This window comes from Streptomyces speibonae, from assembly GCF_984686075.1.
Window position 1 is genome coordinate 2525849 of sequence record NZ_OZ480260.1, and the last position, 22399, is coordinate 2548247.

At 71.6% G+C, this 22399-nt stretch carries 22 protein-coding genes; 13 read left to right on the forward strand and 9 right to left on the reverse strand.

Features of this window, described 5'->3' with window-relative positions:
• Positions 1 to 117: 117 nt before the first annotated feature.
• Positions 118 to 750, reverse strand: coding sequence for a TetR/AcrR family transcriptional regulator (locus AC5L3C_RS11010; protein ID WP_493648766.1), 633 nt, complete (start codon positions 748 to 750; stop codon positions 118 to 120).
• 73 nt (positions 751 to 823) lie between these two features.
• Here AC5L3C_RS11010 and AC5L3C_RS11015 point away from each other — a divergent pair, with 73 nt between their 5' ends.
• The 4 genes from AC5L3C_RS11015 (at position 824) to AC5L3C_RS11030 (ending at position 3671) form a co-directional block, all read left to right on the forward strand.
• The gene (locus AC5L3C_RS11015; RefSeq protein WP_493648768.1) at positions 824 to 1786 is read left to right on the forward strand and encodes a zinc-binding dehydrogenase; all 963 of its coding nucleotides are present in this window, start codon (positions 824 to 826) and stop codon (positions 1784 to 1786) included.
• 41 nt (positions 1787 to 1827) lie between these two features.
• Positions 1828 to 2505, forward strand: coding sequence for a DsbA family oxidoreductase (locus AC5L3C_RS11020; protein ID WP_493648770.1), 678 nt, complete (start codon positions 1828 to 1830; stop codon positions 2503 to 2505).
• Entirely contained in the window at positions 2502 to 2708 is a 207-nt protein-coding gene (locus AC5L3C_RS11025; protein WP_493648772.1) for a hypothetical protein, read from the forward strand. The genes AC5L3C_RS11020 and AC5L3C_RS11025 overlap by 4 nt, the downstream gene beginning before the upstream one ends.
• Positions 2709 to 2960: 252 nt before the next feature.
• Positions 2961 to 3671, forward strand: a complete 711-nt coding sequence (locus tag AC5L3C_RS11030) for a helix-turn-helix domain-containing protein (protein WP_493648774.1) — start codon at positions 2961 to 2963, stop codon at positions 3669 to 3671.
• Between the two features lie 44 nt (positions 3672 to 3715).
• On the opposite strand, the gene AC5L3C_RS11035 is transcribed toward AC5L3C_RS11030, so the two are convergent.
• Positions 3716 to 4741: an ATP-dependent 6-phosphofructokinase gene (locus AC5L3C_RS11035; protein WP_493648776.1), complete on the reverse strand. Its 1026-nt coding sequence runs from the start codon at positions 4739 to 4741 to the stop codon at positions 3716 to 3718.
• Positions 4742 to 4988: 247 nt separating this feature from the next.
• On the opposite strand from AC5L3C_RS11035, the gene pta reads away from it, so the two are divergent.
• The 3 genes from pta (at position 4989) to pyk (ending at position 9812) form a co-directional block, all read left to right on the forward strand.
• Positions 4989 to 7103, forward strand: a complete 2115-nt coding sequence (pta, locus tag AC5L3C_RS11040; RefSeq protein WP_493648778.1) for a phosphate acetyltransferase — start codon at positions 4989 to 4991, stop codon at positions 7101 to 7103.
• Entirely contained in the window at positions 7100 to 8311 is a 1212-nt protein-coding gene (locus AC5L3C_RS11045; protein ID WP_493648779.1) for an acetate kinase, read from the forward strand. The genes pta and AC5L3C_RS11045 overlap by 4 nt, the downstream gene beginning before the upstream one ends.
• A 73-nt stretch (positions 8312 to 8384) precedes the next feature.
• Positions 8385 to 9812, forward strand: coding sequence for a pyruvate kinase (gene pyk, locus AC5L3C_RS11050; protein WP_493648781.1), 1428 nt, complete (start codon positions 8385 to 8387; stop codon positions 9810 to 9812).
• Between the two features lie 90 nt (positions 9813 to 9902).
• Here pyk and AC5L3C_RS11055 read toward each other — a convergent pair whose 3' ends face one another.
• The 4 genes from AC5L3C_RS11055 to AC5L3C_RS11070 all read right to left on the reverse strand — a co-directional run bounded on the left by AC5L3C_RS11055 (position 9903) and on the right by AC5L3C_RS11070 (position 14273).
• Positions 9903 to 11261 (reverse strand): hypothetical protein, encoded by a 1359-nt coding sequence (locus tag AC5L3C_RS11055; protein WP_493648782.1) that lies wholly within the window; start codon positions 11259 to 11261, stop codon positions 9903 to 9905.
• On the reverse strand, positions 11251 to 11853 hold the full coding sequence (locus AC5L3C_RS11060) for a DUF6114 domain-containing protein (RefSeq protein ID WP_493648784.1): 603 nt from the start codon (positions 11851 to 11853) through the stop codon (positions 11251 to 11253). Before AC5L3C_RS11060 ends, AC5L3C_RS11055 begins: the two co-directional genes overlap by 11 nt.
• A gap of 117 nt (positions 11854 to 11970) precedes the next feature.
• Positions 11971 to 12615: a DUF6230 family protein gene (locus AC5L3C_RS11065; RefSeq protein ID WP_493648786.1), complete on the reverse strand. Its 645-nt coding sequence runs from the start codon at positions 12613 to 12615 to the stop codon at positions 11971 to 11973.
• 680 nt (positions 12616 to 13295) lie between these two features.
• Complete coding sequence (locus tag AC5L3C_RS11070; protein ID WP_493648788.1) at positions 13296 to 14273, reverse strand: tetratricopeptide repeat protein; 978 nt, start codon at positions 14271 to 14273, stop codon at positions 13296 to 13298.
• 249 nt (positions 14274 to 14522) lie between these two features.
• Here AC5L3C_RS11070 and AC5L3C_RS11075 point away from each other — a divergent pair, with 249 nt between their 5' ends.
• From AC5L3C_RS11075 to AC5L3C_RS11095, 5 genes are all read left to right on the forward strand, one after another.
• Entirely contained in the window at positions 14523 to 15155 is a 633-nt protein-coding gene (locus tag AC5L3C_RS11075) for a TetR/AcrR family transcriptional regulator (protein ID WP_493648790.1), read from the forward strand.
• A gap of 113 nt (positions 15156 to 15268) precedes the next feature.
• Positions 15269 to 16081 (forward strand): SAM-dependent methyltransferase, encoded by an 813-nt coding sequence (locus AC5L3C_RS11080; RefSeq protein ID WP_493648792.1) that lies wholly within the window; start codon positions 15269 to 15271, stop codon positions 16079 to 16081.
• Between the two features lie 51 nt (positions 16082 to 16132).
• Positions 16133 to 17038, forward strand: a complete 906-nt coding sequence (locus AC5L3C_RS11085) for a LysR family transcriptional regulator (protein ID WP_493648793.1) — start codon at positions 16133 to 16135, stop codon at positions 17036 to 17038.
• A 96-nt stretch (positions 17039 to 17134) separates the two neighbouring features.
• Positions 17135 to 17725 carry a cysteine dioxygenase family protein gene (locus AC5L3C_RS11090; protein ID WP_125504149.1) on the forward strand — a complete coding sequence of 197 codons (591 nt, stop codon included), beginning with the start codon at positions 17135 to 17137 and terminating at the stop codon, positions 17723 to 17725.
• Positions 17725 to 18765, forward strand: coding sequence for a YeiH family protein (locus AC5L3C_RS11095; protein WP_493648794.1), 1041 nt, complete (start codon positions 17725 to 17727; stop codon positions 18763 to 18765). The genes AC5L3C_RS11090 and AC5L3C_RS11095 overlap by 1 nt, the downstream gene beginning before the upstream one ends.
• A gap of 266 nt (positions 18766 to 19031) precedes the next feature.
• Here AC5L3C_RS11095 and icmA read toward each other — a convergent pair whose 3' ends face one another.
• Positions 19032 to 20732, reverse strand: coding sequence for a coenzyme B12-dependent isobutyryl-CoA mutase large subunit (gene icmA / locus AC5L3C_RS11100; protein ID WP_493648795.1), 1701 nt, complete (start codon positions 20730 to 20732; stop codon positions 19032 to 19034).
• Positions 20733 to 20827: 95 nt separating this feature from the next.
• On the opposite strand from icmA, the gene AC5L3C_RS11105 reads away from it, so the two are divergent.
• Entirely contained in the window at positions 20828 to 21169 is a 342-nt protein-coding gene (locus tag AC5L3C_RS11105; RefSeq protein ID WP_125504152.1) for a DUF3817 domain-containing protein, read from the forward strand.
• Between the two features lie 34 nt (positions 21170 to 21203).
• Here the strand turns inward: AC5L3C_RS11105 and AC5L3C_RS11110 are convergent, their stop codons facing one another.
• A complete protein-coding gene (locus AC5L3C_RS11110; protein ID WP_493648798.1) occupies positions 21204 to 21668 on the reverse strand; it encodes a hypothetical protein in 465 nt (154 codons plus the stop codon).
• A gap of 183 nt (positions 21669 to 21851) precedes the next feature.
• Positions 21852 to 22361, reverse strand: a complete 510-nt coding sequence (locus AC5L3C_RS11115) for a MarR family winged helix-turn-helix transcriptional regulator (protein ID WP_493648799.1) — start codon at positions 22359 to 22361, stop codon at positions 21852 to 21854.
• Positions 22362 to 22399: the final 38 nt, after the last annotated feature.

Consider the following 22399-nt stretch of genomic DNA (forward strand, 5'->3'; position numbering starts at 1 on the left):
CACACCTCGAGGCCGCCGCTGCCTTCACCCGTGCCAACGCCTCCGCCGAAGCCGCCAGAGCCCGCGCCCGTGCCCTCGCCGCCGGACAACCGGACTGACGCCTCCGCCCCGCCGTCCTCACCCCGTGCCGGGCTCCGGTGTGGCCAGGCGGGCCGGTGGGGGCAGGGGGGTGTTGTGGGGGCCGTGGGCGAGGGCCTGGATGATGTAGGCCGCGAAGCGGCGGGATGCGGCGGGGCGGGCGGTGGGTGAGGCCGTCTGCAGGCCCTTGTTGGCCAGGAGCATGAGGACGAGGTCGTCCGGTACGAAGTCGGAGCGCAGCCGGCCCGTGCGCTTCGCGCGGCCGGCCAGGTCGGTGATCGCCTCGAGCATGTGGCCGTGGCCGACGGTCGCCGTGAAGGCCCGGGGGTAGGCCGACAGGAATGCCTCGGTGAAGCCCCGGTCCTGTGCGTGCAGGACGCAGATGCGCTCGATGACCTGGCACAGCCCGCGCCAGGGGTCGGGATCCGCGCGGGCCTCGTCGATGATGTCCCGGCATGCTCGCAACTGGTCCTCGAAGGCGGCCGTGACCAGGGCCTCCTTGGTCGGGAAGTGCCGGTACAGCGTGGCCGGTCCGACGCCGGCGCGGCGGGCGACGTCCCGCATCGGGACGGTGAGGCCGTCGACCGAGAACAGCGCCCTGGCGGCGTCGAGGAGCCGGTCACGGTTGTCGCGGGCGTCGGAGCGCAGAGTGTGAGGCACTTTCGCGGTCATGCTCTCACTTTAGGAGAAACGGACGGGGGCGTCCGTTAGCGTCCGGAACGGAACTCACCTGGAGGAGAACACCGTGAAGGCCGTGAAGATTCGCGCGTACGGCGCCTCGGAAGGACTGGCCGTCGTCGACCTGCCCGCTCCCTCCCCGGCCGAGGGGGAGGTACTGATCGACGTCGAGGCGGTGGGGGTCGCCGGTGCGGACGTGGTGATCCGCAGGGGTGACCTGGCCGCCTACGGCTTCGAGCCGGGGTTCGTCCCGGGCAGCGAGGTTGCGGGGACAGTCACGGCCGTCGGCAGGGATGTGGACGCGTCGTGGACCGGCCGGCGGGTGTGGGCCTTCACCGGTGTCGGCGGAGGTTACGTGGAGCAGGCGTGCGTGCCGCTCGACCAGGTGCTGCCCCTGCCGGAAGGGCTGGAGCCGGCCGACGCGGTCACCCTCGGAAGCTCCGGGGCGGTGGCCCACTTCGCCCTGGAACACACCCGTTTCACCCCCGGCGAGGCGGTGCTGGTGCGCGGGGCGGCGGGCAGCATCGGTGTCGTCGCCGTGCAGTTGGCGGCCCGCGGGGGCGCCTCCGCCGTGGCCGTGACCACGTCGTCGGCCGAACGGGGCGAGCGGCTGCGCCGGCTGGGCGCGACGCATGTGCTGGACCGCTCCGGGGACGGCGGGCCCGATGCTCCGGAGGGCTTCGACGTCGTCCTCGACGTCGTGGGCGGCGCCGGACTGCCGGGACTGTTCGACCGGCTCCGCCCGAACGGGCGCCTGGTGGCCGTCGGCGCGGTGGGCGGCCCACCGCCCGCGGACTTCGGGATGACGCTGATGGCCCAGTTCCAGAGGTCGCTGTCGTTCGCCACCTTCAGCGCCGCCACGGTTCCCGCGGCGGATCTGCGGGCCGTGCGCGAGGACCAGTTCGCGGCCGCGACACGGGGCGGACTCACCACGGTGCGGCACGACGTCCTCCCTCTCGACAAGGCGGTCGTGGCGCACCAGCGGATGGACGCCGGCGAGGTCTTCGGCCGGATCGTGCTCGCGCCCTGACGCGCCCGCCCTCACCCCCCTCCAACGGAAAGGACACCCCCATGTCCGCACCCGCACCCCCCGCCTCCGGCGCCACCCTGCGCGTCGACGTGTGGATGGATTTCTGCTGCCCCGCCTGCTACTTGGCCGAGCCACGGCTGGAGGAGGCCGTGGCGGCCGAGGGCGGCACCGCGAGGATCACCGTCGTACGGCACTCCTTCGAGCTGCTGCCCGACGTCGACGCCACACGCGTCGACTCCTTCGGGTACGTGCTGCACAAGTACGGCGGTGACCGGGCCGCGGCCGAGCGGCACGAGCGGGGCATGGCCCGCCTCGCGGGCGACCAGGGCCAGGAGTACCGGCTGCACCGCCCGAGCTCCAACGGCTTCCACGCGCACCGCTTCCTGCACCTGGCCCGGGCGCACGGACAGGGCGACGCCTTCTTCGTCCGCCTGCAACGCGACCTGTTCACCGAGGCGGTCGACATCTACGACACCGCGTACCTGGTGGAGACGGCCACCCGGCTCGGTGTTCCGGCCGAGGAGGCCGAGGCGACGGCGCGCACGGACGCCTACGCCGACGCCGTGCGCGCCGACCGGCGCACCGCTCTCGACGCGGGCGTCACCGGGGTCCCGTTCACCGTGTTCGACAGCCGGCTCGCCATCCCCGGCGTCGCGACCGCCGACGCCTACCGCGACGCCATCCGTGCGGCCCGACAGGACGAGGAGCAGACCGTATGAGCACCGACCCCCAGCCCTTCACGATCCTCGACGTCCCCACCGACGCCTTCTGCGATCCCGACACGGGTGTCTGCGCCGTACCGCTGCCCGCGCTGCCGGCGCCGGACGGCGAGGAGGACGGCACCGGTACCCGTCCGGCCGTTCCGGACGGCCCTGCGGCGGTGGATTTGCGCCGCGCGGACGGCCGTCGCGCGGGGAACTGAGCGGGGTATCGCGTCGCACGGGGATTCGAGCACCGTGCGCCCGCACCCCGGCGGCGGCGCGGGCGGCATCGACGACGGCCTACGCATATGCCCACTGAGCTTGCCGTTCACCATCGGCGGCGTGTTCCCCGCGCCAAGCCACCGCTCCTCTCCCGGCGAACCGACTCCCCGGTAGCCGTACCTTCCTACAATCAGTGATCCTGGCCGAACAGACCGTAGTCACCCCTTGCGCGCGGGCCTAGCTTGAGGGCCGTGCACCATCCCTCCGCGCGTACCGACCGCCATCCGCCCCCGCCGTTCAACGCCCCCGCCGCCCGCCGGCTGCGGACCGCCCTGGGCATGGGCCCCGAGCACGTCGCCCACGCCCTGCGCGGCTCGTACGGACTGCCGTACGTCACCCCCGCGCTCGTCGCCGCCTGGGAACGCGGGACCGCCACCCCCTCCCATCCCGAACTCGCCGCCCTGGCCGGTGCGCTGTGGTGCTCGCCCGGGGAACTCATAGGGCGGCCGCGCTCCTTGCGCGAGCACCGGGTCGCGCGCGGTCTGGCCCCCGAGGACGTCGCCCGCACCGTCGGCCACGAACTGCACGCGTATCTGCGGATGGAGGAGACGGGCCACTGGCGCGGCACCGAGCGGCAGTCGGCCGCGCTGGCCCGGATGCTCGGCCTGTCCCTGGCCGACGTCATCACCGTCACCGGCCGGGAGGACCGGCTCGCGGAGCTGCTGCGCAGCGCGGCGACGACGCGCTGGCAGGCGTACGTGCGTCCGGTGTCGAAGATCGCCCCACTGGAACGCCGCCCGCTGGAGGAGGCCCTCCACCGCCTCCACCAGGACTACCAGGGCCACATGGCCGCCACCCTCAGCTGGGGCGGCGGCCACGGCGACGCGGGCGACAGCGGCCGCGAGTTCCTCGACCGCATCGTCGACCACTTCTGGACGGCGGTCGGGGACGCGACCCGGTGAGCGGAGCGCCCCTCCCGGAAGCGGGACCCGTCCGGTGAGCCTTCCTAGAAGACCGACTCCGCCTCGTCCATCCGGTCCTTCGGGACCGTCTTCAGTTCGGTGACCGCCTCCGCGAGCGAGACCATCACGATGTCGGTGCCCCGCAGGGACGTCATCCTGCCGAACTCGCCCTGGTGCGCCGCCTCCACGGCGTGCCAGCCGAAGCGGGTCGCGAGGACGCGGTCGTACGCCGTCGGTACGCCGCCGCGCTGGACGTGGCCGAGGATGACCGGCTTCGCCTCCTTGCCGAGGCGGCGCTCCAGTTCGTATGCCAGGGCCGTGCCGATGCCCTGGAAGCGCTCGTGGCCGAACTTGTCGATCTCGCCCTTGCCGTAGTCCATGGTGCCGTCGGCCGGGTGCGCGCCCTCGGCGACGCAGATCACCGCGAACTTCTTGCCGCGGGCGAAGCGTTCCTCGACCATCTTGACCAGCTGGGCCGGGTCGAAGGGACGTTCCGGCAGACAGATGCCGTGGGCGCCGGCGGCCATGCCGGACTCCAGGGCGATCCAGCCGGCGTGCCGGCCCATGACCTCGACGACCATCACCCGCTGGTGGGACTCGGCGGTCGTCTTCAGGCGGTCCATCGCCTCGGTGGCGACGCCGACAGCGGTGTCGAAGCCGAAGGTGCGGTCGGTGGAGGAGATGTCGTTGTCGATCGTCTTCGGGACGCCGACCACCGGCAGGCCCGCCTCGGACAGCATGTGGGCCGCGGTGAGCGTGCCCTCGCCGCCGATCGGGATCAGCGCGTCGATGCCGAAGTCGTGGATCATGTCGGAGGCGTTCTCGCAGGCCTCGCGCAGCCGGTCGCGCTCCAGCCGGGCGGAGCCGAGGATGGTGCCGCCGCGGGCCAGGATGCCGCTGACCGCGTTGAGGTCGAGGGTGCGGTAGCGGCCGTCCAGCAGGCCCGAGTAGCCGTCCTCGAAGCCGATGACCTCGTCGCCGTAGTTGTCGACCGCTCGGTGCACGACCGACCGGATCACTGCGTTCAGGCCGGGGCAGTCGCCGCCTGCGGTGAGAACTCCGATACGCATCGTGCTGTGTCTCCTGGTCCCTGTCGATACCGGTGAGCCAGTCCCGATTGTTTCATGTCCCCCGGAGCGGTGCCGACGACGGACGGACGGGCGTCCTAGCCAGCGCCAGAGGTATTGTCAAGAGGGATCTGCTCACCTCGGTGGGCGATTTTTGTGGCCCCAGGATGACACCTGCGGCCCGCCGGCCACTCGCACGGCCCCCCGACGAGGACGACTCCTGCTGCCCCCGACGAAACGGAGAGCGCGCGTGACCCGCAGCGTGTACGTGACCGGCATCGACCGCGGCGACGGCCGGCAGATCGTCGAACTGGGGGTCATGGAGCTGCTGACCCGGCAGGTCGACCGGGTCGGGGTGTTCCGCCCCCTGGTGCACGACGGCCCCGACCGTCTCTTCGAACTGCTGCGGGCCCGCTACCGGCTCACCCAGGACCCGGCCACCGTCTACGGCCTCGACTACAACGAGGCGTCCGCGCTCCAGGCCGAACAGGGGACGGACGAACTGGTGTCCACCCTCGTCGACCGGTTCCACCGGGTGGCCCGCGACTACGACGTCGTCCTCGTCCTCGGCACCGACTACGCCGACACCCAGTTCCCCGACGAGCTGTCCCTGAACGCCCGCCTCGCCAACGAGTTCGGCGCCTCGGTGATCGGGGTCGTGGGCGGCCGCAAGCAGACCGCCGAGTCGGTGCGTGCCGAGGCCCGCAACGCCTACCGCGCCTACGCCACCCTGGGCTGCGACGTGCTCGCCATGGCGGTCAACCGGGTCGCCCGCGAGGACCGGGACGAGATCGCCGAGCGGCTCGCCAGCCGGCTGCCCGTGCCCTGCTACGTGTTCCCCGACGAGCCGGCGCTCTCCGCCCCGACCGTCTGGCAGATCGCGAACACCCTCGGTGCGAAGGTGGTGCTCGGCGACGACTCCGGGCTCGCCCGCGACGCCCTGGACTTCGTCTTCGGCGGTGCGATGCTGCCGAACTTCCTCGCCGCGCTGACCCCGGGATGCCTGGTGATCACTCCGGGGGACCGTGCGGACCTGGTCGTGGGCGCGCTGGCCGCGCACAGCGCCGGCACCCCGCCGATCGCCGGGGTGCTGCTGACCCTGGGCGAGGTTCCGGCCGAGCACATCCTCACCCTCGCGGACCGCCTCGCCCCCGGCACCCCCGTGCTGTCGGTGCCGCGCACCAGCTTCCCCACCGCCGAGCAGCTCTTCTCCATGGAGGGCAAGCTGAACGCGGCCACCCCGCGCAAGGCGGAGCGGGCGCTCGGCCTCTTCGAGCGCTACGCCGACACCGCCGAGCTCACCCGGCGCGTCTCCGCGCCGAGCAGCGACCGGGTCACCCCGATGATGTTCGAGCACAAGCTGCTCGAGCAGGCCCGCTCCGACCTGCGCCGGGTGGTGCTCCCCGAGGGCACCGAGGAGCGGGTGCTGCACGCGGCGGAGGTGCTGCTGCGCCGGGGCGTGTGCGAACTGACCCTGCTCGGTGACGTGGACCAGATCCGCAAGAAGGCCGCCGACCTCGGCGTCGACCTGGGCGACACCCAGCTGATCGACCCCGCCGTCTCCGAGCTGCGGGAGTCCTTCGCCGAGCAGTACGCGGCCCTGCGCGCCCACCGGGGCGTGACCGTGGAGCTGGCCTACGACGTCGTCTCCGACGTGAACTACTTCGGCACGCTGATGGTGCAGGAGGGCCTCGCCGACGGCATGGTGTCCGGCTCGGTGCACTCCACGGCCGCGACGATCCGGCCGGCCTTCGAGATCATCAAGACCCGCGAGGACGCGCGGATCGTCTCCTCCGTCTTCTTCATGTGCCTGGCCGACAAGGTGCTCGTCTACGGCGACTGCGCGGTCAACCCGGACCCGGACGCCGAGCAGCTCGCCGACATCGCCGTGCAGTCGGCCGCCACGGCCGCGCGGTTCGGCGTGAAGCCGCGGATCGCGATGCTGTCGTACTCGACGGGCACGTCCGGCACCGGCGCCGACGTCGACAAGGTGCGCACCGCCACCGAGCTGGTGCGCTCCCGCCGGCCCGATCTGCGGATCGAGGGGCCGATCCAGTACGACGCGGCCGTCGAGCCGTCGGTCGCGGCGACCAAGCTGCCGGGCTCGAAGGTGGCGGGGCAGGCGACCGTGCTGGTCTTCCCCGACCTGAACACCGGCAACAACACCTACAAGGCCGTGCAGCGCTCGGCCGGCGCGATCGCCGTCGGCCCGGTCCTCCAGGGCCTGCGCAAGCCGGTCAACGACCTGTCCCGGGGCGCCCTGGTGCAGGACATCGTCAACACCGTCGCCATCACGGCGATCCAGGCCCAGTCCCCGGCCCCGAGCGGCCCGGGTTCCCCGAGCGAGAAGGCAGCCGATCAGTGAGCCCGTCCCGTGTCCTCGTCCTCAACTCCGGTTCCTCGTCGGTGAAGTACCAGCTGCTGGAGATGCACGGCAGCAAGCGGCTGGCCACCGGTCTGGTCGAGCGGATCGGCGAGCGGACCTCGCTGGTGCGGCACACCCCGCTCGCGTCGGGCGGGGAGACCCGCGAGCGGACCGGGCAGGTCGCCGACCACGATGCCGCGCTGAAGGCGATGGCCGAGGAGCTGGCGGCCGACGGGCTGGGCCTGGACTCCCCCGAGTTGGCCGCGATCGGCCACCGCGTGGTGCACGGCGGGAAGCGCTTCACCGATCCGACGGTGATCGACGAGCAGGTGCTGGCGGAGATCGAGCGGCTGATCCCGGTGGCGCCACTGCACAATCCGGCCAATCTGACCGGCATCCGCACGGCCATGGCGCTGCGTCCCGATCTGCCGCAGGTCGCCGTCTTCGACACCGCCTTCCACACCACGATGCCGGAGTCGGCCGCCCGCTACGCGATCGACGTGAGGACCGCCGACGCGCACCGCATCCGCCGCTACGGCTTCCATGGCACCTCGCACGCGTACGTCTCCCGGGCGACCGCGCGGCTGCTGGGCCGGGCGCCGGAGGAGGTGAACGTCATCGTGCTGCACCTGGGCAACGGGGCGTCCGCCTCGGCCGTGCGGGGCGGCCGCTGTGTGGACACCTCCATGGGGCTGACCCCCTTGGAGGGGCTGGTGATGGGTACGCGGTCGGGAGACCTGGATCCTGCCGTCATCTTCCATTTGATGCGCGTTGGCGGAATGTCCGCCGACGAGATCGACACTCTTCTGAACAAGAAGAGCGGTCTGGTCGGACTGTGCGGCGACAACGACATGAGGGAGATCCGGCGGCGGATCGACGAGGGCGACCGGGAGGCGGAGCTGGCGTTCGACATCTACATTCACCGTCTGAAGAAGTACATCGGTGCCTACTACGCCGTGCTCGGTCGGGTGGACGCCGTGGCCTTCACCGCCGGGGTCGGCGAGAACGCCGCTCCGGTGCGGGCGGCGGCCGTGGCGGGCCTGGAAGGAATGGGTCTGGCGGTGGACGAGGGGCGCAACGCCGTACGCGGCGGCGGGCCGCGGCTGATCTCGCCCGAGGGCGCGCGGGTCGCGGTCGCGGTGGTACCGACGGACGAGGAAATGGAGATCGCACAGCAGACATACGCACTGGTCGGAAAGAACAACTGAGCAGGGACTTTCTCATTTGTACATTCCGCCAGACGGAATATTCCGTAGCGAAACAAACCGATAGGATCGCCCCATGCGCCGTTCGAAAATCGTCTGTACTCTCGGCCCCGCGGTCGACTCCCACGAGCAGCTTGTCGCCCTGATCGAAGCCGGCATGAACGTGGCCCGCTTCAACTTCAGCCACGGCTCGCACGCCGAGCACCAGGGCCGGTACGACCGGGTCCGTGCCGCCGCCAAGGAGACCGGCAGGGCCATCGGTGTCCTCGCCGACCTCCAGGGCCCGAAGATCCGCCTGGAGACCTTCGCGGAGGGTCCCGTCGAGCTGATGCGCGGTGACGAGTTCACCATCACCACCGAGGACGTCCCGGGCGACAAGACGATCTGCGGGACGACCTACAAGGGCCTGCCGGGCGATGTCTCGCGCGGCGACCAGATCCTGATCAACGACGGCAACGTCGAGCTGAAGGTGCTGGACGTCGAGGGCACCCGGGTGAAGTCGATCGTCATCGAGGGCGGCGTCATCTCCGACCACAAGGGCATCAACCTGCCCGGCGCGGCCGTGAACGTGCCGGCGCTGTCCGAGAAGGACGTCGAGGACCTGCGGTTCGCCCTGCGGATGGGCTGCGACCTGGTCGCCCTGTCCTTTGTCCGGGACGCCAAGGACGTCGCCGACGTGCACCGCGTGATGGACGAGGAGGGCCGCCGGGTCCCCGTCATCGCCAAGGTGGAGAAGCCGCAGGCGGTGGAGAACATGGAGGACGTCGTGATGGCGTTCGACGGTGTGATGGTCGCCCGCGGTGACCTCGCCGTCGAGTACCCGCTCGAGAAGGTCCCCATGGTGCAGAAGCGCCTGATCGAGCTGTGCCGGCGCAACGCCAAGCCGGTGATCGTGGCGACCCAGATGATGGAGTCGATGATCACCAACTCCCGGCCGACCCGCGCCGAGGCGTCCGACGTGGCCAACGCGATCCTGGACGGCGCCGACGCGGTGATGCTGTCCGCCGAGTCCAGCGTGGGCGCGTACCCGATCGAGACGGTGCGGACGATGTCGAAGATCGTCCAGGCGGCCGAGCAGGAGCTGCTGTCCAAGGGCCTCCAGCCGCTGGTGCAGGGCAAGAAGCCGCGTACGCAGGGCGGTTCGGTGGCCCGTGCCGCCTGCGAGATCGCGGACTTCCTCGGCGGCAAGGGCCTGGTGGCCTTCACCCAGTCCGGCGACACCGCCCGGCGGCTGTGCCGCTACCGCGCCGTCCAGCCGATCCTGGCGTTCACCACCGACGAGTCCACCCGCAACCAGCTGGCGCTCAGCTGGGGCGTGGAGCCGCACGTCGTGCCGTTCGTGAACAGCACCGACGAGATGGTCGAGCTGGTGGAGCAGGAGCTGGTCCGGCTGAGCCGGTTCGGCGAGGGCGACATCGTGGTGATCACGGCCGGCTCGCCGCCCGGCGTCGCCGGCACGACCAACATGGTCCGGGTCCACCACCTGGGCGGCGCGACGTCCTGACCCGTACCACGCGCGTACGACACCGAGGGCGCCCCCTGTGGACGGGGGCGCCCTCGGTGCTGCGGCTCACGGAAGGGTGCTGACGGCGGCTCAGTCGGTGACGTACTGGTGCAGTCCCGGCACGTGCAGGGTGCCGCCGAACTGGCCGGCCTGCTGCACCTTCACGTTGGTGAAGTAGATCAGCGGGATGTTGAGCGGCGGCGGGTGCTCCGGGTCGAACGTGATCGGGATCAGGCCGAGCAGGTTGCCGGAGATGCTCTCGGTGTACATCACGGTGTCGCCGTCGCGGATCGTGGACGTCGATCCCTTGGCGGCCTGCACGTGGTAGGTCTTGCCGGACTGGTCGTCCTTGACCGTCTGATGCAGGTCCCCGATGTCGGTGCCGTCGGATATGACGTACTTCAACACCTTCTTGACGGTGCCGTTGGCGGTCCGCACCTCGACGATGCCCTTGTAGTCGGCGCCCTTCAGCAGCAGCGAGCTGGCGTTCAGGAACCACGGGTCGTCGGGCAGCGGGACCTTGTTGTCGACGCCGCCCTCGGCGTCCGTGGCGACCGGGCAGTCCTCGAGGTCGACGCCGGGCGTCTCGGAGGGGCTGGGCGAGGCGGTGGCGCCCGGAGTGGCGGTCGCCCCCGCCGTGGGCTCCTCGGCCTTCTCCGTGGCGTCCCCGGCCGCCTTGGAGGCCGTGTCGCCGACGTCCTTCGCGACGTCCCGCACGGTGTCCTCCACCGTGTCGGTGGCCGTCTTCTTCGTGCCCTCGGCCGTCTTGCCGGAGTCGGCGGGGGCGGAGGACGAGGCGGAGGAGGACGGGGTGGGGCTCGGGGCCGTCTCCTCCTCCTTCTTGTCCCCGGGAGTGAAGACGTCCTTCAGGGCGTCGCCGATGTCCTCGAGGAGGTTGCGGTCGGTCTCCGACGGGGAGGGCGCGGGCTCGGTGCGCTCCTCGTCGGCGGACTGGCCGCCCGCGGTCGCGGAGGGGCTCGGCGTGGACTCGGACTTGTCGTCGGAACCTGAATCCGGCGAAGAGTCCGAGCCGTTGTCCTCGGCCTTGTCCGATCCCGCGTCAGAAGCCTTGCCCGCCGCCGGAGCCGAGGAGGCCGGGTCCTTCGAGGGCTTCTCGTCCGGCGAGGCGGTGTCGCTCGCCGTGGCGGACGGGGTGGGCGACGCCTCGGCGTCCTCCCCCTTCTCGGCCTGCTCGATGGCCTCCAGGCACTCCTTGAACTCGTCGGCCGTCAGGTTCTTCGACGACGGCTGGTCGTCGGCCTGGGCGAGCGTCGGGGTGAAGCCCATGCCCATGAGGACCGCGGTCGGCATCGCCGCGATGGCTATCGCCTTCCCGGCGGGCATGTGGAACCTGGTGAACAGCGGCTTCTTGGGTGCCGCGTGACGCGGCCCGGTTCTCACACGGGACTTGCCCACCTCAGTCCCGTGGGTCACCTCGTCAGCCGGCACTGTGCCTCCCGTTCGCCCCGTTGGCCGGGCTCGTTCCTGACAGGTTCTTCTCTCCCGGCACCTCGGGGGCCCGGAAGTGATCCTCATCGCCCACCGGCACGGCGCCGTCCACGGGGTCCAGGGCCATGGTGTCCGCGGTCGCGCCCTCCGGTGTCCCACCGTGGCCGTCGCCGTTCGCCGGCGGCTCCTCGGCGGGCGGCACACCCGGCGCCCACGCCACGGCCATCGCCCCGCCCACGAGGGAGAAGAGGAAGCCGATGAGGAAGCCGCCGAGGTTGGACACGGGGATGGACACGAGCGCCAGCAGAATCGCCGCGACACCCGCGAAGACCCGGACGTGCTTCTGGAACCAGAGGCTGACGCCGAGTACGACGAGCAGCACACCGATGATCAGGGATCCGGCGCCCGCGGTGGTCGCCATGGCCAGCGTCAGATGCCCGATCTGGAGGTTCGCGTACGGGAAGTAGGCGATGGGGAGTCCGCCGAGCATGACGAACAGCCCGGCCCAGAACGGCCGCGCGCCCCGCCAGGCGCGGAACTGCAGCCTGCGGCGGGTGAACTGGCCGACGGCGGCAGGAGTCTCGGCGCTCATGGAAAACAGCTCCCTGGTACGGCTTTGCTGTGGTGGTGATGTGCGCCGCGTGTGAAGACGCGGCGGGAAGGTGGACGGGCGGGGGCGCCACCGGCTCCCCCGCCCGTCAGCGAGTGCTTAGTAGCACTCCTTGACACCCGTCGAGAGCGACATCTTCAGACCGCTGAGCTTGAAGGTTCCGGCGGTGGTCGCCCACGCCGTCTGCTTCACGTCCTTCAGCACGGCCTTGTCCGCCTGCTGGGCGAACCCGTAGGGGTTGGCCTGCTTGTTCGCGACCTCGCCCTGCTTCATGCCCGGACCCTTGTTGGCATCCTTGGCGGCCACACCGATGTCGATGTTCGTGAACGTCGCATCGGCGCTCAGGTCGGCGACGTCGATGTACAGGTTCTCGGCCTTGACCGGTTCGGAACCCTGGCCGGCCCGCAGGATCAGGCTGACGTTCCCGAGCACCGGAATGTTCGGGGTGACGACCGACTGACACAGGTTCTTGATGGTCGCGGACTTGAACGCCGAGACCGCGACGGGGTGAACCGCCTTCTTGCCGGAGAGGGTGTACCCCTCGTCAAGGGCGCCGTACTGCGAGAAGCCCTTACCGACGAGCTCATCCGTGGTGACCTTGAACGACTGCCCCGACACGCTGAACGACGCGGCGAGAGCGCCCTGCGCGAGGGCGACACCTATCGCGGCCGTCGCGGCCACGCTGGGCACCATGACCACAGCGAACCGCTTCCATCTGGTCCCGCCACGCACCTGGGACTCCATATTTCCTCCTTCTCGGACGTACATCTCCTGTCCTGACTCGCCGCCATGAACGGCGGACCGGCCGGGCAGGGATGGGAGAAGTGCTACGTCCTCGGGAAGGAGAGCGCCCGCACTCGGCGGCGCACGACATGCGCCCGAATCACCGGCGATCACCCCCGAGCGACAACCACTGGTCGCGCCTGACACGCATCACGCACAACCCTGCTGGACAGGCTTCGCCGGGTGGGCGAAGACCCCCCTGTCCAAGAGCCGGCGCCACTGCCGCCGGCCCTGCTCGGTGGGGACCCAGGAGTTCCCGCGGCCCGACCGGCTGTCGGGGTACGGGTAATGGACCGAGCGTCGCCGATCGTGGTGCATTCTCGCCGCCCGCACAAGGGGGTTCGTTACTCGCTAGTAACGGCCGGGTAACCATGACCCGACACGCAGGCCCCGCACAGCGACGCTCGGTGCATCGAAGGGGCCGTACAAAACTATTGATCGGTGGACAGAAACCGACAGATCAACGCCCGCAACTTACTTGCAGTAACAGCGGCCGCGATTACCAAGATTTGGTAAAACGCGGCCGCACCGGCCACCTGTCGACCAGTCCGCAACTCGGGCACCGGGCACCCGGCCGGCCGGTGAACCGGGCCGAATCGGGCACGCGTGCCCGGGGGCGTCGGGCATGCGTGCCCGGAGGCTCAGAACAGGGCCCGCGCCAGCGCCCGGCGCGCGGCGACCACGCGCGGGTCCTCGGCGCCGACCACCTCGAACAGCTCCAGCAGCCGCACCCGCGCGGCCTCCCGGTCCTCGCCCTTGGTGCGCCCCACCGTCTCGATGAGGCGGCCGAAGGCGTCCTCGACATGACCGCCCACCAGATCCAGGTCGGCGGCGGTGATCTGCGCGGCGACGTCGTTCGGCTTCTCGGCGGCCTCCGCGCGCACCTTCGCCGGGTCCAGCCCCTGGACCCGCTGGAGCAGCTCCGCCTGCGCGAGCCCCAGCTTGGCCTCCGGGTTGCCCGGGTCGTCGGCGAGCACGTTCCGGTACGCCTGGACGGCACCGGAGAGGTCACCGCTGTCCAGCGCCCGCACGGCGGCCTCCAGCAGGGCGTCGTACGGCCCGGCGGCCTCGGCCGGGGCGTCGGCCGTGTCCCCGCCCGGCTGGGCGTCGGGGTCGACGGTGAGACCGGTCAGGCCGAAGCGCTGCTCGCCGACCTGCACCAACTGGTCCAGGGTCTGGCGGATCTGCGCCTCGCCCGCGGCTCCCTGGAAGAGCGGCAGCGCCTGTCCGGCCACCACCGCGAAGACCGCCGGGATCCCCTGGATCCCGAACTGCTGCATCAGCATCTGGTTGGCGTCGACGTCGATCTTGGCGAGGAGGATGCGCCCGTTGTATTCGACGGTGAGCCGCTCCAGGAGGGGGCTCAGCTGCTTGCAGGGCTCGCACCACTCGGCCCAGAAGTCGATGACGACCGGGACCTCGGTGGACCGCTGCAGAACGTCGCGCTCGAAGCCGGCCTCGTCGACGTCGATGACGAGGTCGGCCGGGGAGACGGCGCCTCCGCCGCCCTGCCGGGCCGATTCGGCGCGCGCCTGCTCCGCCTTCGCCTTGGCCTCCTGGGCCGCCTTCACCGCGGCGAGGTCGACGACTCCGCTCATGGACATGTTCCGTGGCTGCATGCGCCTATCCTCCCCCGTACAGCGCGCGTGTGTGAAAAGCGCCCGGGAAACCCAGGCGTACGTGTGGTGTTGGCGCCGGGGTCCCCACCCCGCGCCGGTGGTCGTCGCTCGGGCACGCCGGTCACGCGTGCTTTCGCTACGAGACGTAGCGTAATGCCGACCGGGGTCCTCGCGGCACCCCGCCTCGCGATCTTCTCCGTGATCTCTCTCACCACAGACCGCCCGGTATCCGCCGGTTATGGTCGTGACATGCAGAGCCGCACCACAGCCAGTCGCGGACGCCCGCGCAGTGCCGCCGCGGACGCCGCGATCCTGGCCGCGACCCGTCAGGCTTTGGTGGAACTCGGCTGGTCCAAGCTCACCCTGGGAGACGTCGCGGAGCGCGCGGGCGTGGCGAAGACCACCCTCTACCGTCGCTGGGCGGGCAAGAACGAGCTGGTGGTGGACGCGGTCGCGGAGCTCTTCGACGAGCTGAACCTGCCCGACTGCGGCTCCCTGGCCGCCGACATCGAGGGCGTGGTGCTCCAGTTCGCGGCGATCCTGGCCCGCCCGGAGGCCAGGAGCGGGCTGATGGCCGTGATCGCCGAGGCCACCCGGGACGACCCGCTGCGCGAGCGCATCCGCGCCTCGATCGTCGAACGGCAGAAACGTCTCGTCCACGCGGGCCGGGCCCGCGCCCAGGAGCGGGGCGAGCTGCCGGTCCAGCCCGACGCCGAGGCGGCGGCCCGCACGGTCGACCTGATCTTCGACATGGTGGCCGGCGCGGTGGTGCACCGCACGCTGATCAGCGCGGAACCGGCCGACGAGGAATGGGTGCACGGCTTCACCCAGGTCCTGCTGTCGGGCCTGGCCGCCGCGCCCGGCTCCGCCAGCTCCGGCTGACGCCCCGACGGCCGGGGTCGGCCGGTAGTCGCCTGTCGCCGCCCCGCGCGCCCCTGCGAGGATCCCGATCATCCCCGCCGGGACACGGGACACCGAGCAGTCAGGGAGGGCGTATGACCGGGATGGGACCCGACACCGCACGGATCGACACCTCCAGAGCGCACCCGGCCCGGGTCTACGACTGGTTCCTCGGCGGCAAGGACAACTACTCCGTCGACGAGGAACTCGGCCGGCAGATCCTGGGCGTCGACGGCACGGCGCGGCACATCGCCCGCACCAACCGCTGGTTCATGCAGCGCGCCACGCGGTGGCTGGCCGGCCCGGCGGGCGTGCGGCAGTACCTGGACATCGGCACCGGCATCCCCACCGAACCCAATCTGCACCAACTGGCCCAGGGCGTGGCACCCGAGTGCCGCGTCGTCTACACCGACAACGACCCCATCGTGCTCACGCACGCCGAGGCGCTGCTGCACAGCACCCCCGAGGGCGTCACCGACTACGTCCAGGCCGATGTGCGCGAGCCGGAGCTCATCCTGCGCCGGGCCCGCGAGAGCCTTGACTTCGACCGGCCCGTGGCGCTGTCCGTGGTGGCGCTGACGCACTTCCTCGACGACGAGGACGACCCCCACGCCCTGGTGGCCCGGCTCGTCGACGCGCTTCCTTCCGGGAGCCATCTGGTGCTCTCCCAGCTCACCGCCGACTTCGCCCCCGAGTCGGTCGCCCGCGGGGTCGCGGTGTACCGGGCGGGCGGGGTCACGCTCGTGCCCCGCGGCCGCGCGGAGATCGCCCGTTTCTTCTCGGGCCTCGACCTCGTGGAGCCCGGCCTCGTCCAGGTGACCGACTGGCACCCCGAGCTCGCCGTCGGCGAGACCACCGACGACGGCGTCGTGATCTCGCTCTACGGGGCGGTGGGCCGCAAGCCGTGAGCTCCCCGGCGCGGGCCCGGCGGCACCCCAAACCCCGCTTATGATGCCCCGGTGTTCGATTCCCGGCACATCAAGACGTTCCACGAGGTGGTCAGGACCGGCTCCTACTCGGCCGCCGCCCGGGCCCTCGGCTACACCCAGCCGGCGATCACCCAGCAGATGAAGGCGCTGGAGCGGGACACCGGCTCGGCCCTGTTCGTCCGGGTCGGCCGCGGGCTGCGCCTCACCGAGGCCGGTGAGGCGCTGGCCCGGCACACCTCCACCATTCTCGACGCCATGTCCGCCGCGCAGGAGCAGATGAACGCCCTCACGCGGCTGCGCGCCGGACGGGTCCGCCTGTGCGCCTTCCCCAGCGCCAACTCCACCCTGATCCCCGAGACCCTGACGCGGCTGACCGCCGACCACCCCGCGCTCCGCGTGGATCTGCTGGAGAACGAGCCGCCCGAGTCGCTGCGGCGGCTCACCCGGGGCGAGTGCGACATCTCGCTGGCGTTCACCTATCCCGGACTGCACGAACAGGTGCCGGAAGGGCTGGTGGAGATCCCGCTCCTCGAGGACCAGCTGACCGTGCTGCTGCCGGCCGGCCATCCACTGGCCCGGCGGCGGGCGGTCCGGCTCACCGACCTGTCCGGCGAGCGCTGGATCGCCGGCTGCCCGCGCTGCCGGGCCAACCTGCTCCACGAGTGCGCGGAGGAGGGGTTTGTCCCCGACATCGCGTTCATGACGGACGACAACCTCGCCGTGCAGAGCCTGGTCGCGGAGGGGCTGGGGGTCGCCATGCTGCCCTCGCTCGTCCTGAACTTCATGCGCCACCCCAAGGTCGCGGGGCGTCCGCTGCGGCCCGTCTCCCGGCGCAAGATCTCGGCCTACGTCCTGCCCGAGCACCTGCGGATACCGGCGGCGGCGCGGGTGCTGGAGGGGCTGAAGGCGGTGGCGGCCGCGAAGGACGGCTGCTGACGCCGCCGCCGTACGGGCCGATCCATAAGCGGTTCTTGGGAAAGGCGAAGAAACTCGCGTTGGACGTCATACGTCCGCCGGGCCGACGCTCCTGATATGCCTCCCGCTCCCGGTGCCACGAGTCTCCCGGACGCCTTCACCGTCCCGCGCCCCACCGCGCGCCTCGCCGCGCTGATCGCGGACATCAGAGCCACGGTCGGTCGCGGGCTGCCGCCCGACCCCACGGCCCACCTCGTCGGCGAGTGCCTCGCCCCGCACCTGGGCGCCCCCGGCCTGCTCACCGACGAGCAGTGCGAGAGCGACCCGGAGCGCTACCGGCAGCACCTGCTGCACGCCGAGCACGACGGCAGCTTCTCCCTCGTCGCCCTGGTCTGGCTGCCCGGTCAGGGCACGCCCGTGCACGACCACATCGCCTGGTGCACCACCGGCGTCCACGAGGGCCGGGAGCACGAGCGGCGCTACCGGCTGCTGCCGGCCGCCGGCCCGCACGACGGCGCGCGGCTCGTCGCCACCGCCGACGTGGTCAACGCGCGCGGCGAGGTCTGCGGCTTCGCCCCGCCCGGGGACATCCACCGGGTCCGCAACGAGGGGCCCGGCAGGGCGATATCCCTGCACGTCTACGGCGCCGACCTCTCCCGTTTCGGCACCAGCGTCCGCCGTGTCTACCCGCAGCCGGCCGACCGCTGATGGCGCTGCTGGACAAACGGCCCGCACGGCCGTCGCCGGGCGTCGCCATGCCCGCGTCCCGCCGGCCCGGACTCGCCCTCGCGGCACTCGCGGTCGCCGTGGCGTGGTGCGTGCACCGGGTGCTGCCCGGGGTGCCGATGCTCACCTCGGCCGTGGTGCTGGGCGTCGTGGCGGCGCATCTGCCCCGGCTGCGGAGCGTCGTACGGACCACCGCGCGGCCGGGTCTTTCGTTCGCCGGCAAGCGCCTGATGCGGGCCGGGATCGTGCTGCTCGGGCTGCGGCTCGCCTTCGCCGACATCCGGGCGCTGGGCTGGGCCACCGTCCTGATGGTGATCGGCGTCGTGACGGTCACGCTGCTGGGCACCTGGTGGCTCGGCAGACGCCTGGGGCTACCCGGCGACCAGCCGCTGCTGATCGCCGCCGGGTACGCGGTGTGCGGGGCGTCGGCGATCGGCGCGGTGGGCGAGGCCCGGGGCAGCGACGAACGGGACGCGGCCACGTCGGTCGCCCTGGTGACCCTCTGCGGGACGCTCGCCATCGCCGTACTGCCGCTGCTGCAGGGCGTGCTCGGGCTGAGCGACGCCGAGTTCGGGCGCTGGGCCGGGGCGAGCGTGCACGACGTGGGTCAGGTGGTCGCCACCGCGCAGACGGCGGGCGGTGCGGCGCTCGGCGAAGCCGTGCTGGTGAAGCTGATGCGGGTGGCCCTGCTCGCCCCGATCGTCGCCGCGGTCGCCCTGGGCGTCCGGCGCCGCACGGGCCGCGTCGCGGGCGCGCCCCGGGTGCCGGTCGTGCCGTTGTTCGTCGTCGGCTTCCTCGCCGCCGTGGCGCTGCGCAGCACGGGCCTGCTGCCCGCGCCGGTCCTGGAGGCGGCCCACGTCGCGCAGGAACTGCTGCTCGCCGCCGCGCTGTTCGGCCTGGGCAGCGCGGTCGACCTGCCCGCCCTGACCCGCACGGGCGCCCGCGTCGCGGCGCTGGGCCTGGGCGCGTGGGTGGTGGTGGCCGGCCTGTCGTACGCCGGGGTGCTGCTGATCTCCGGCTGACGCGCGCTCCCGCGCAGCGGCACGACACCCCCCGCGGCCGCGCACCGGGCGCCGGCGGCGACCGCGGCCGGCCCGCCGCGCCGCACCCGACCGCGCCGGACGACTTGCCGGGCACGACGCCCCCGCTCCGCCCGACGGCAGGCCCACCGGGCGACGGACACACGCGGCGTGCCCCCGGAAACCGCTGCCCCGCACAACGCACCCGGCAGACACGGTTGTCCGTCGACACCGAGCCTGCCGGGTTGCCGTGCGGGGGCGGCCGGGGTTCAGAAGCCGGCCGGCTCCGTGTACACCCCCCACTCATCGCGCAGGGCGTCGCAGATCTCGCCGAGCGTCGCCTCGGCGCGTACGGCGTCGAGCATCGGCTCGATCATGTTGGCGCCGGAGCGCGCGGCCGCGACCATGGCGTCGAGCGCGCCGCGCACCTTGGCGTCGTCGCGGGCGGCCTTGCGCTCGGCGAGCAGCCGGACCTGCTCGCGCTCCACCTCGTGGCTGACCCGCAGGATCTCCAGGTCACCGGTGACCGACCCGGTGTGGACGTTGACGCCCACGACCTTCTTGTCGCCCTTCTCCAGCGCCTGCTGGTAGCGGAACGCCGACTCGGCGATCTCGCCGGTGAACCAGCCGTCCTCGATGCCGCGCAGGATGCCGGAGGTGACCGGCCCGATCGGGTGCTTGCCGTCCGGGTGGGCGCGCAGGCCCCGCTCCTTGATCTGCTCGAAGATCTTCTCGGCGTCCGCCTCGATGCGGTCCGTGAGCTGTTCGACGTACCAGGAGCCGCCCAGCGGGTCGGCGACGTTGCCGACGCCGGTCTCCTCCATGAGCACCTGCTGAGTGCGCAGGGCGATCTCGGCGGCCTGCTCACTGGGGAGGGCGAGGGTCTCGTCCAGGGCGTTGGTGTGCAGGGAGTTGGTCCCGCCGAGCACCGCGGCGAGCGCCTCGACGGCCGTCCGTACGACGTTGTTGTACGGCTGCTGGGCGGTGAGCGAGACACCGGCGGTCTGGGTGTGGAAGCGCAGCCACTGCGCCTTGTCGCTCTTCGCCCCGTACACGTCCCGCATCCAGCGCGCCCAGATGCGGCGGGCGGCGCGGAACTTGGCGATCTCCTCGAAGAAGTCGACGTGCGCGTCGAAGAAGAAGGAGAGGCCGGGCGCGAAGACGTCGACGTCCAGCCCGCGGCTGAGGCCCAGCTCCACGTACCCGAAGCCGTCGGCCAGCGTGTACGCCAGCTCCTGGGCGGCCGTCGCCCCGGCCTCGCGGATGTGGTAGCCGGAGACGGAGAGCGGCTTGTAGGCGGGGATGCCGGCGGCGCAGTGCTCCATCAGGTCGCCGATGAGGCGCAGATGCGGCTCGGGCTGGAACAGCCACTCCTTCTGCGCGATGTACTCCTTGAAGATGTCCGTCTGGAGGGTGCCGTTGAGCACGCCCGGGTCGACGCCCTGGCGCTCGGCGGCGACGAGGTACATGCAGAAGACGGGCACGGCGGGCCCGCTGATGGTCATCGAGGTGGTGACGTCACCGAGCGGGATGTCCCGGAACAGCACCTCCATGTCGGCGGCCGAGTCGATCGCCACGCCGCAGTGGCCGACCTCGCCCAGCGAGCGCGGGTCGTCGGAGTCGCGGCCCATGAGCGTCGGCATGTCGAAGGCGACGGAGAGCCCGCCCCCGCCGTTGCCGAGGATCATCTTGTACCGCTCGTTGGTCTGCTCGGCGTTCCCGAACCCGGCGAACTGCCGGATGGTCCACGTCCGCCCCCGGTAGCCGGTCGGATACAGACCGCGGGTGAAGGGATACTCACCGGGCCAGCCGATCCGCTCGAACCCCTCATAGGTGTCCCCGGGCCGGGGACCGTACACCGGCTCCACGGGATCGCCGGAGAGCGTGGTGAAATCCGCGTCGCGCTTACGCGCGGCGTCATACCGGGCCTGCCAGCGTCGGCGGCCCTCCTCGATGGCGTCAGCGTCCATACCCTCGAATTTACTAGGACGTCCAAGTAAATGACAGCGGTGCAGGCCAGGAGGCGGACGCCGGCCCCCGCACCGCACCGGCTACCCTCGACGCCATGAAGAAGAGCGTCTTGACCCGGTACCGCGTGATGGCATACGTCACGGCAGTCCTTCTGGTGCTGCTGACCGTAGGTGTGATCGGCAAGCGCCTTCTGGGCCTGGACGGCTTCGACGGCTTCGTCACGGTGGTCGGCATCGCTCACGGCTGGCTGTACGTGCTGTACCTGATCTTCGCCTTCGACCTCGGCAGCAAGATGAAGATGCCGGTCGGGCGCCAGCTCTGGATCCTGCTCGCCGGCACCGTTCCCACGGCGGCCTTCTTCGTCGAACGCCGGGTGACCCGCGAGGCCGAGCCGCTCCTCGCCCAGAAGACCGACACCACGCCCGCGGCGGCCTGACACCGCCCGCGCATCGCCTCCGGCCGCAGGCACCTCACTTGGTGATGTAGTGGCACTGCACGGCACGCAGCTCGCCGTTGATGTGGAGCTTCGCGCACGCCTTCCCGTGGTGCCGCAACGTCCGTGGTGCGGCGTGCCGCAGAGGAGCTCCCTCGCAGGTCGCGTGGGTGGCACCACGTGAGGTCAGATACGTCCGGTTGCCCGTGTCGGCGTAGGCGAAGTCGATCCTCCAGTTGCAGAACCGGGAGAACGTGGCCGCGACGCCCATACAGTCGACACCGGCGAACTCACTGGTGATCCGCTTGCCGGAGCCCTTGATGGTGTGCGTCAGGAAGCAGCCGACCGGGACCTTGATCGTCGCGCCGCGCACCGCGTAGTCAAAGCTGCTGATGGCCGTGGACCCGGTGGCACTGGCATGCGCCGCACCGGCGGACCCGGCGGCGAGCACCAGCGCCCCCACGGCGGCCACCACAGGGCGAACAGAACGACGAAGACGCATGCACCGGCTCCCATCGGATCGAAGCGGACGGCGATCGTCCGCGGCACGACGAGGTAACAGGATTCCGGTGCGGGCGAAGTGCCCGAGCGTTTCTGCACGCCCAGAAGGGCGGAATTCACCACCACGCGGTACCCCGGTCAACCGACCGCGTCCCGCCCGTACCGGCCGGCGTGCGAGGCGGCGTCAGCCGTCCTCGAAGTCGCCCGCTGCCAGGCGCAGGGGGCGGAGCATGGCGAAGAGTTCGGCGCATTCGTCGGCGTCGTAGGCGCTCAGGCCGAAGTCCATGGCCATCAGGTCGCGGGTGGCGGCCTCGACGACCTCGCGGCCCTTGTCGGTGATGGTCGCGAGGGTGCCGCGGCCGTCGTTGGGGTTGGGGCGCTTGTCGACCAGGCCCGAGCGCACCAGGCGGTCCACGGTGTTGGTCACCGACGTGGGGTGCACCATGAGCCGTTCGCCGATCTTGGACATCGGCAGCTCACCGGACTTGGAGAAGGTCAGCAGCACCAGGGCCTCGTACCGCGCGAACGTGAGCCCGTACGGCTTGACCACCGCGTCGACCTCGGCCAGCAGGATCTGGTGCGCCCGCATGACCGAGGTGATCGCGGCCATCGACGGCACGTTTCCCCAGCGCTGCTTCCAGAGCTCGTCGGCGCGGGCGATGGGATCGAACGAGAGACTGAGCGGCTTCGGCACGGAGCAGACCCTACCGGCCGGTCATATGTCGGTCAGCC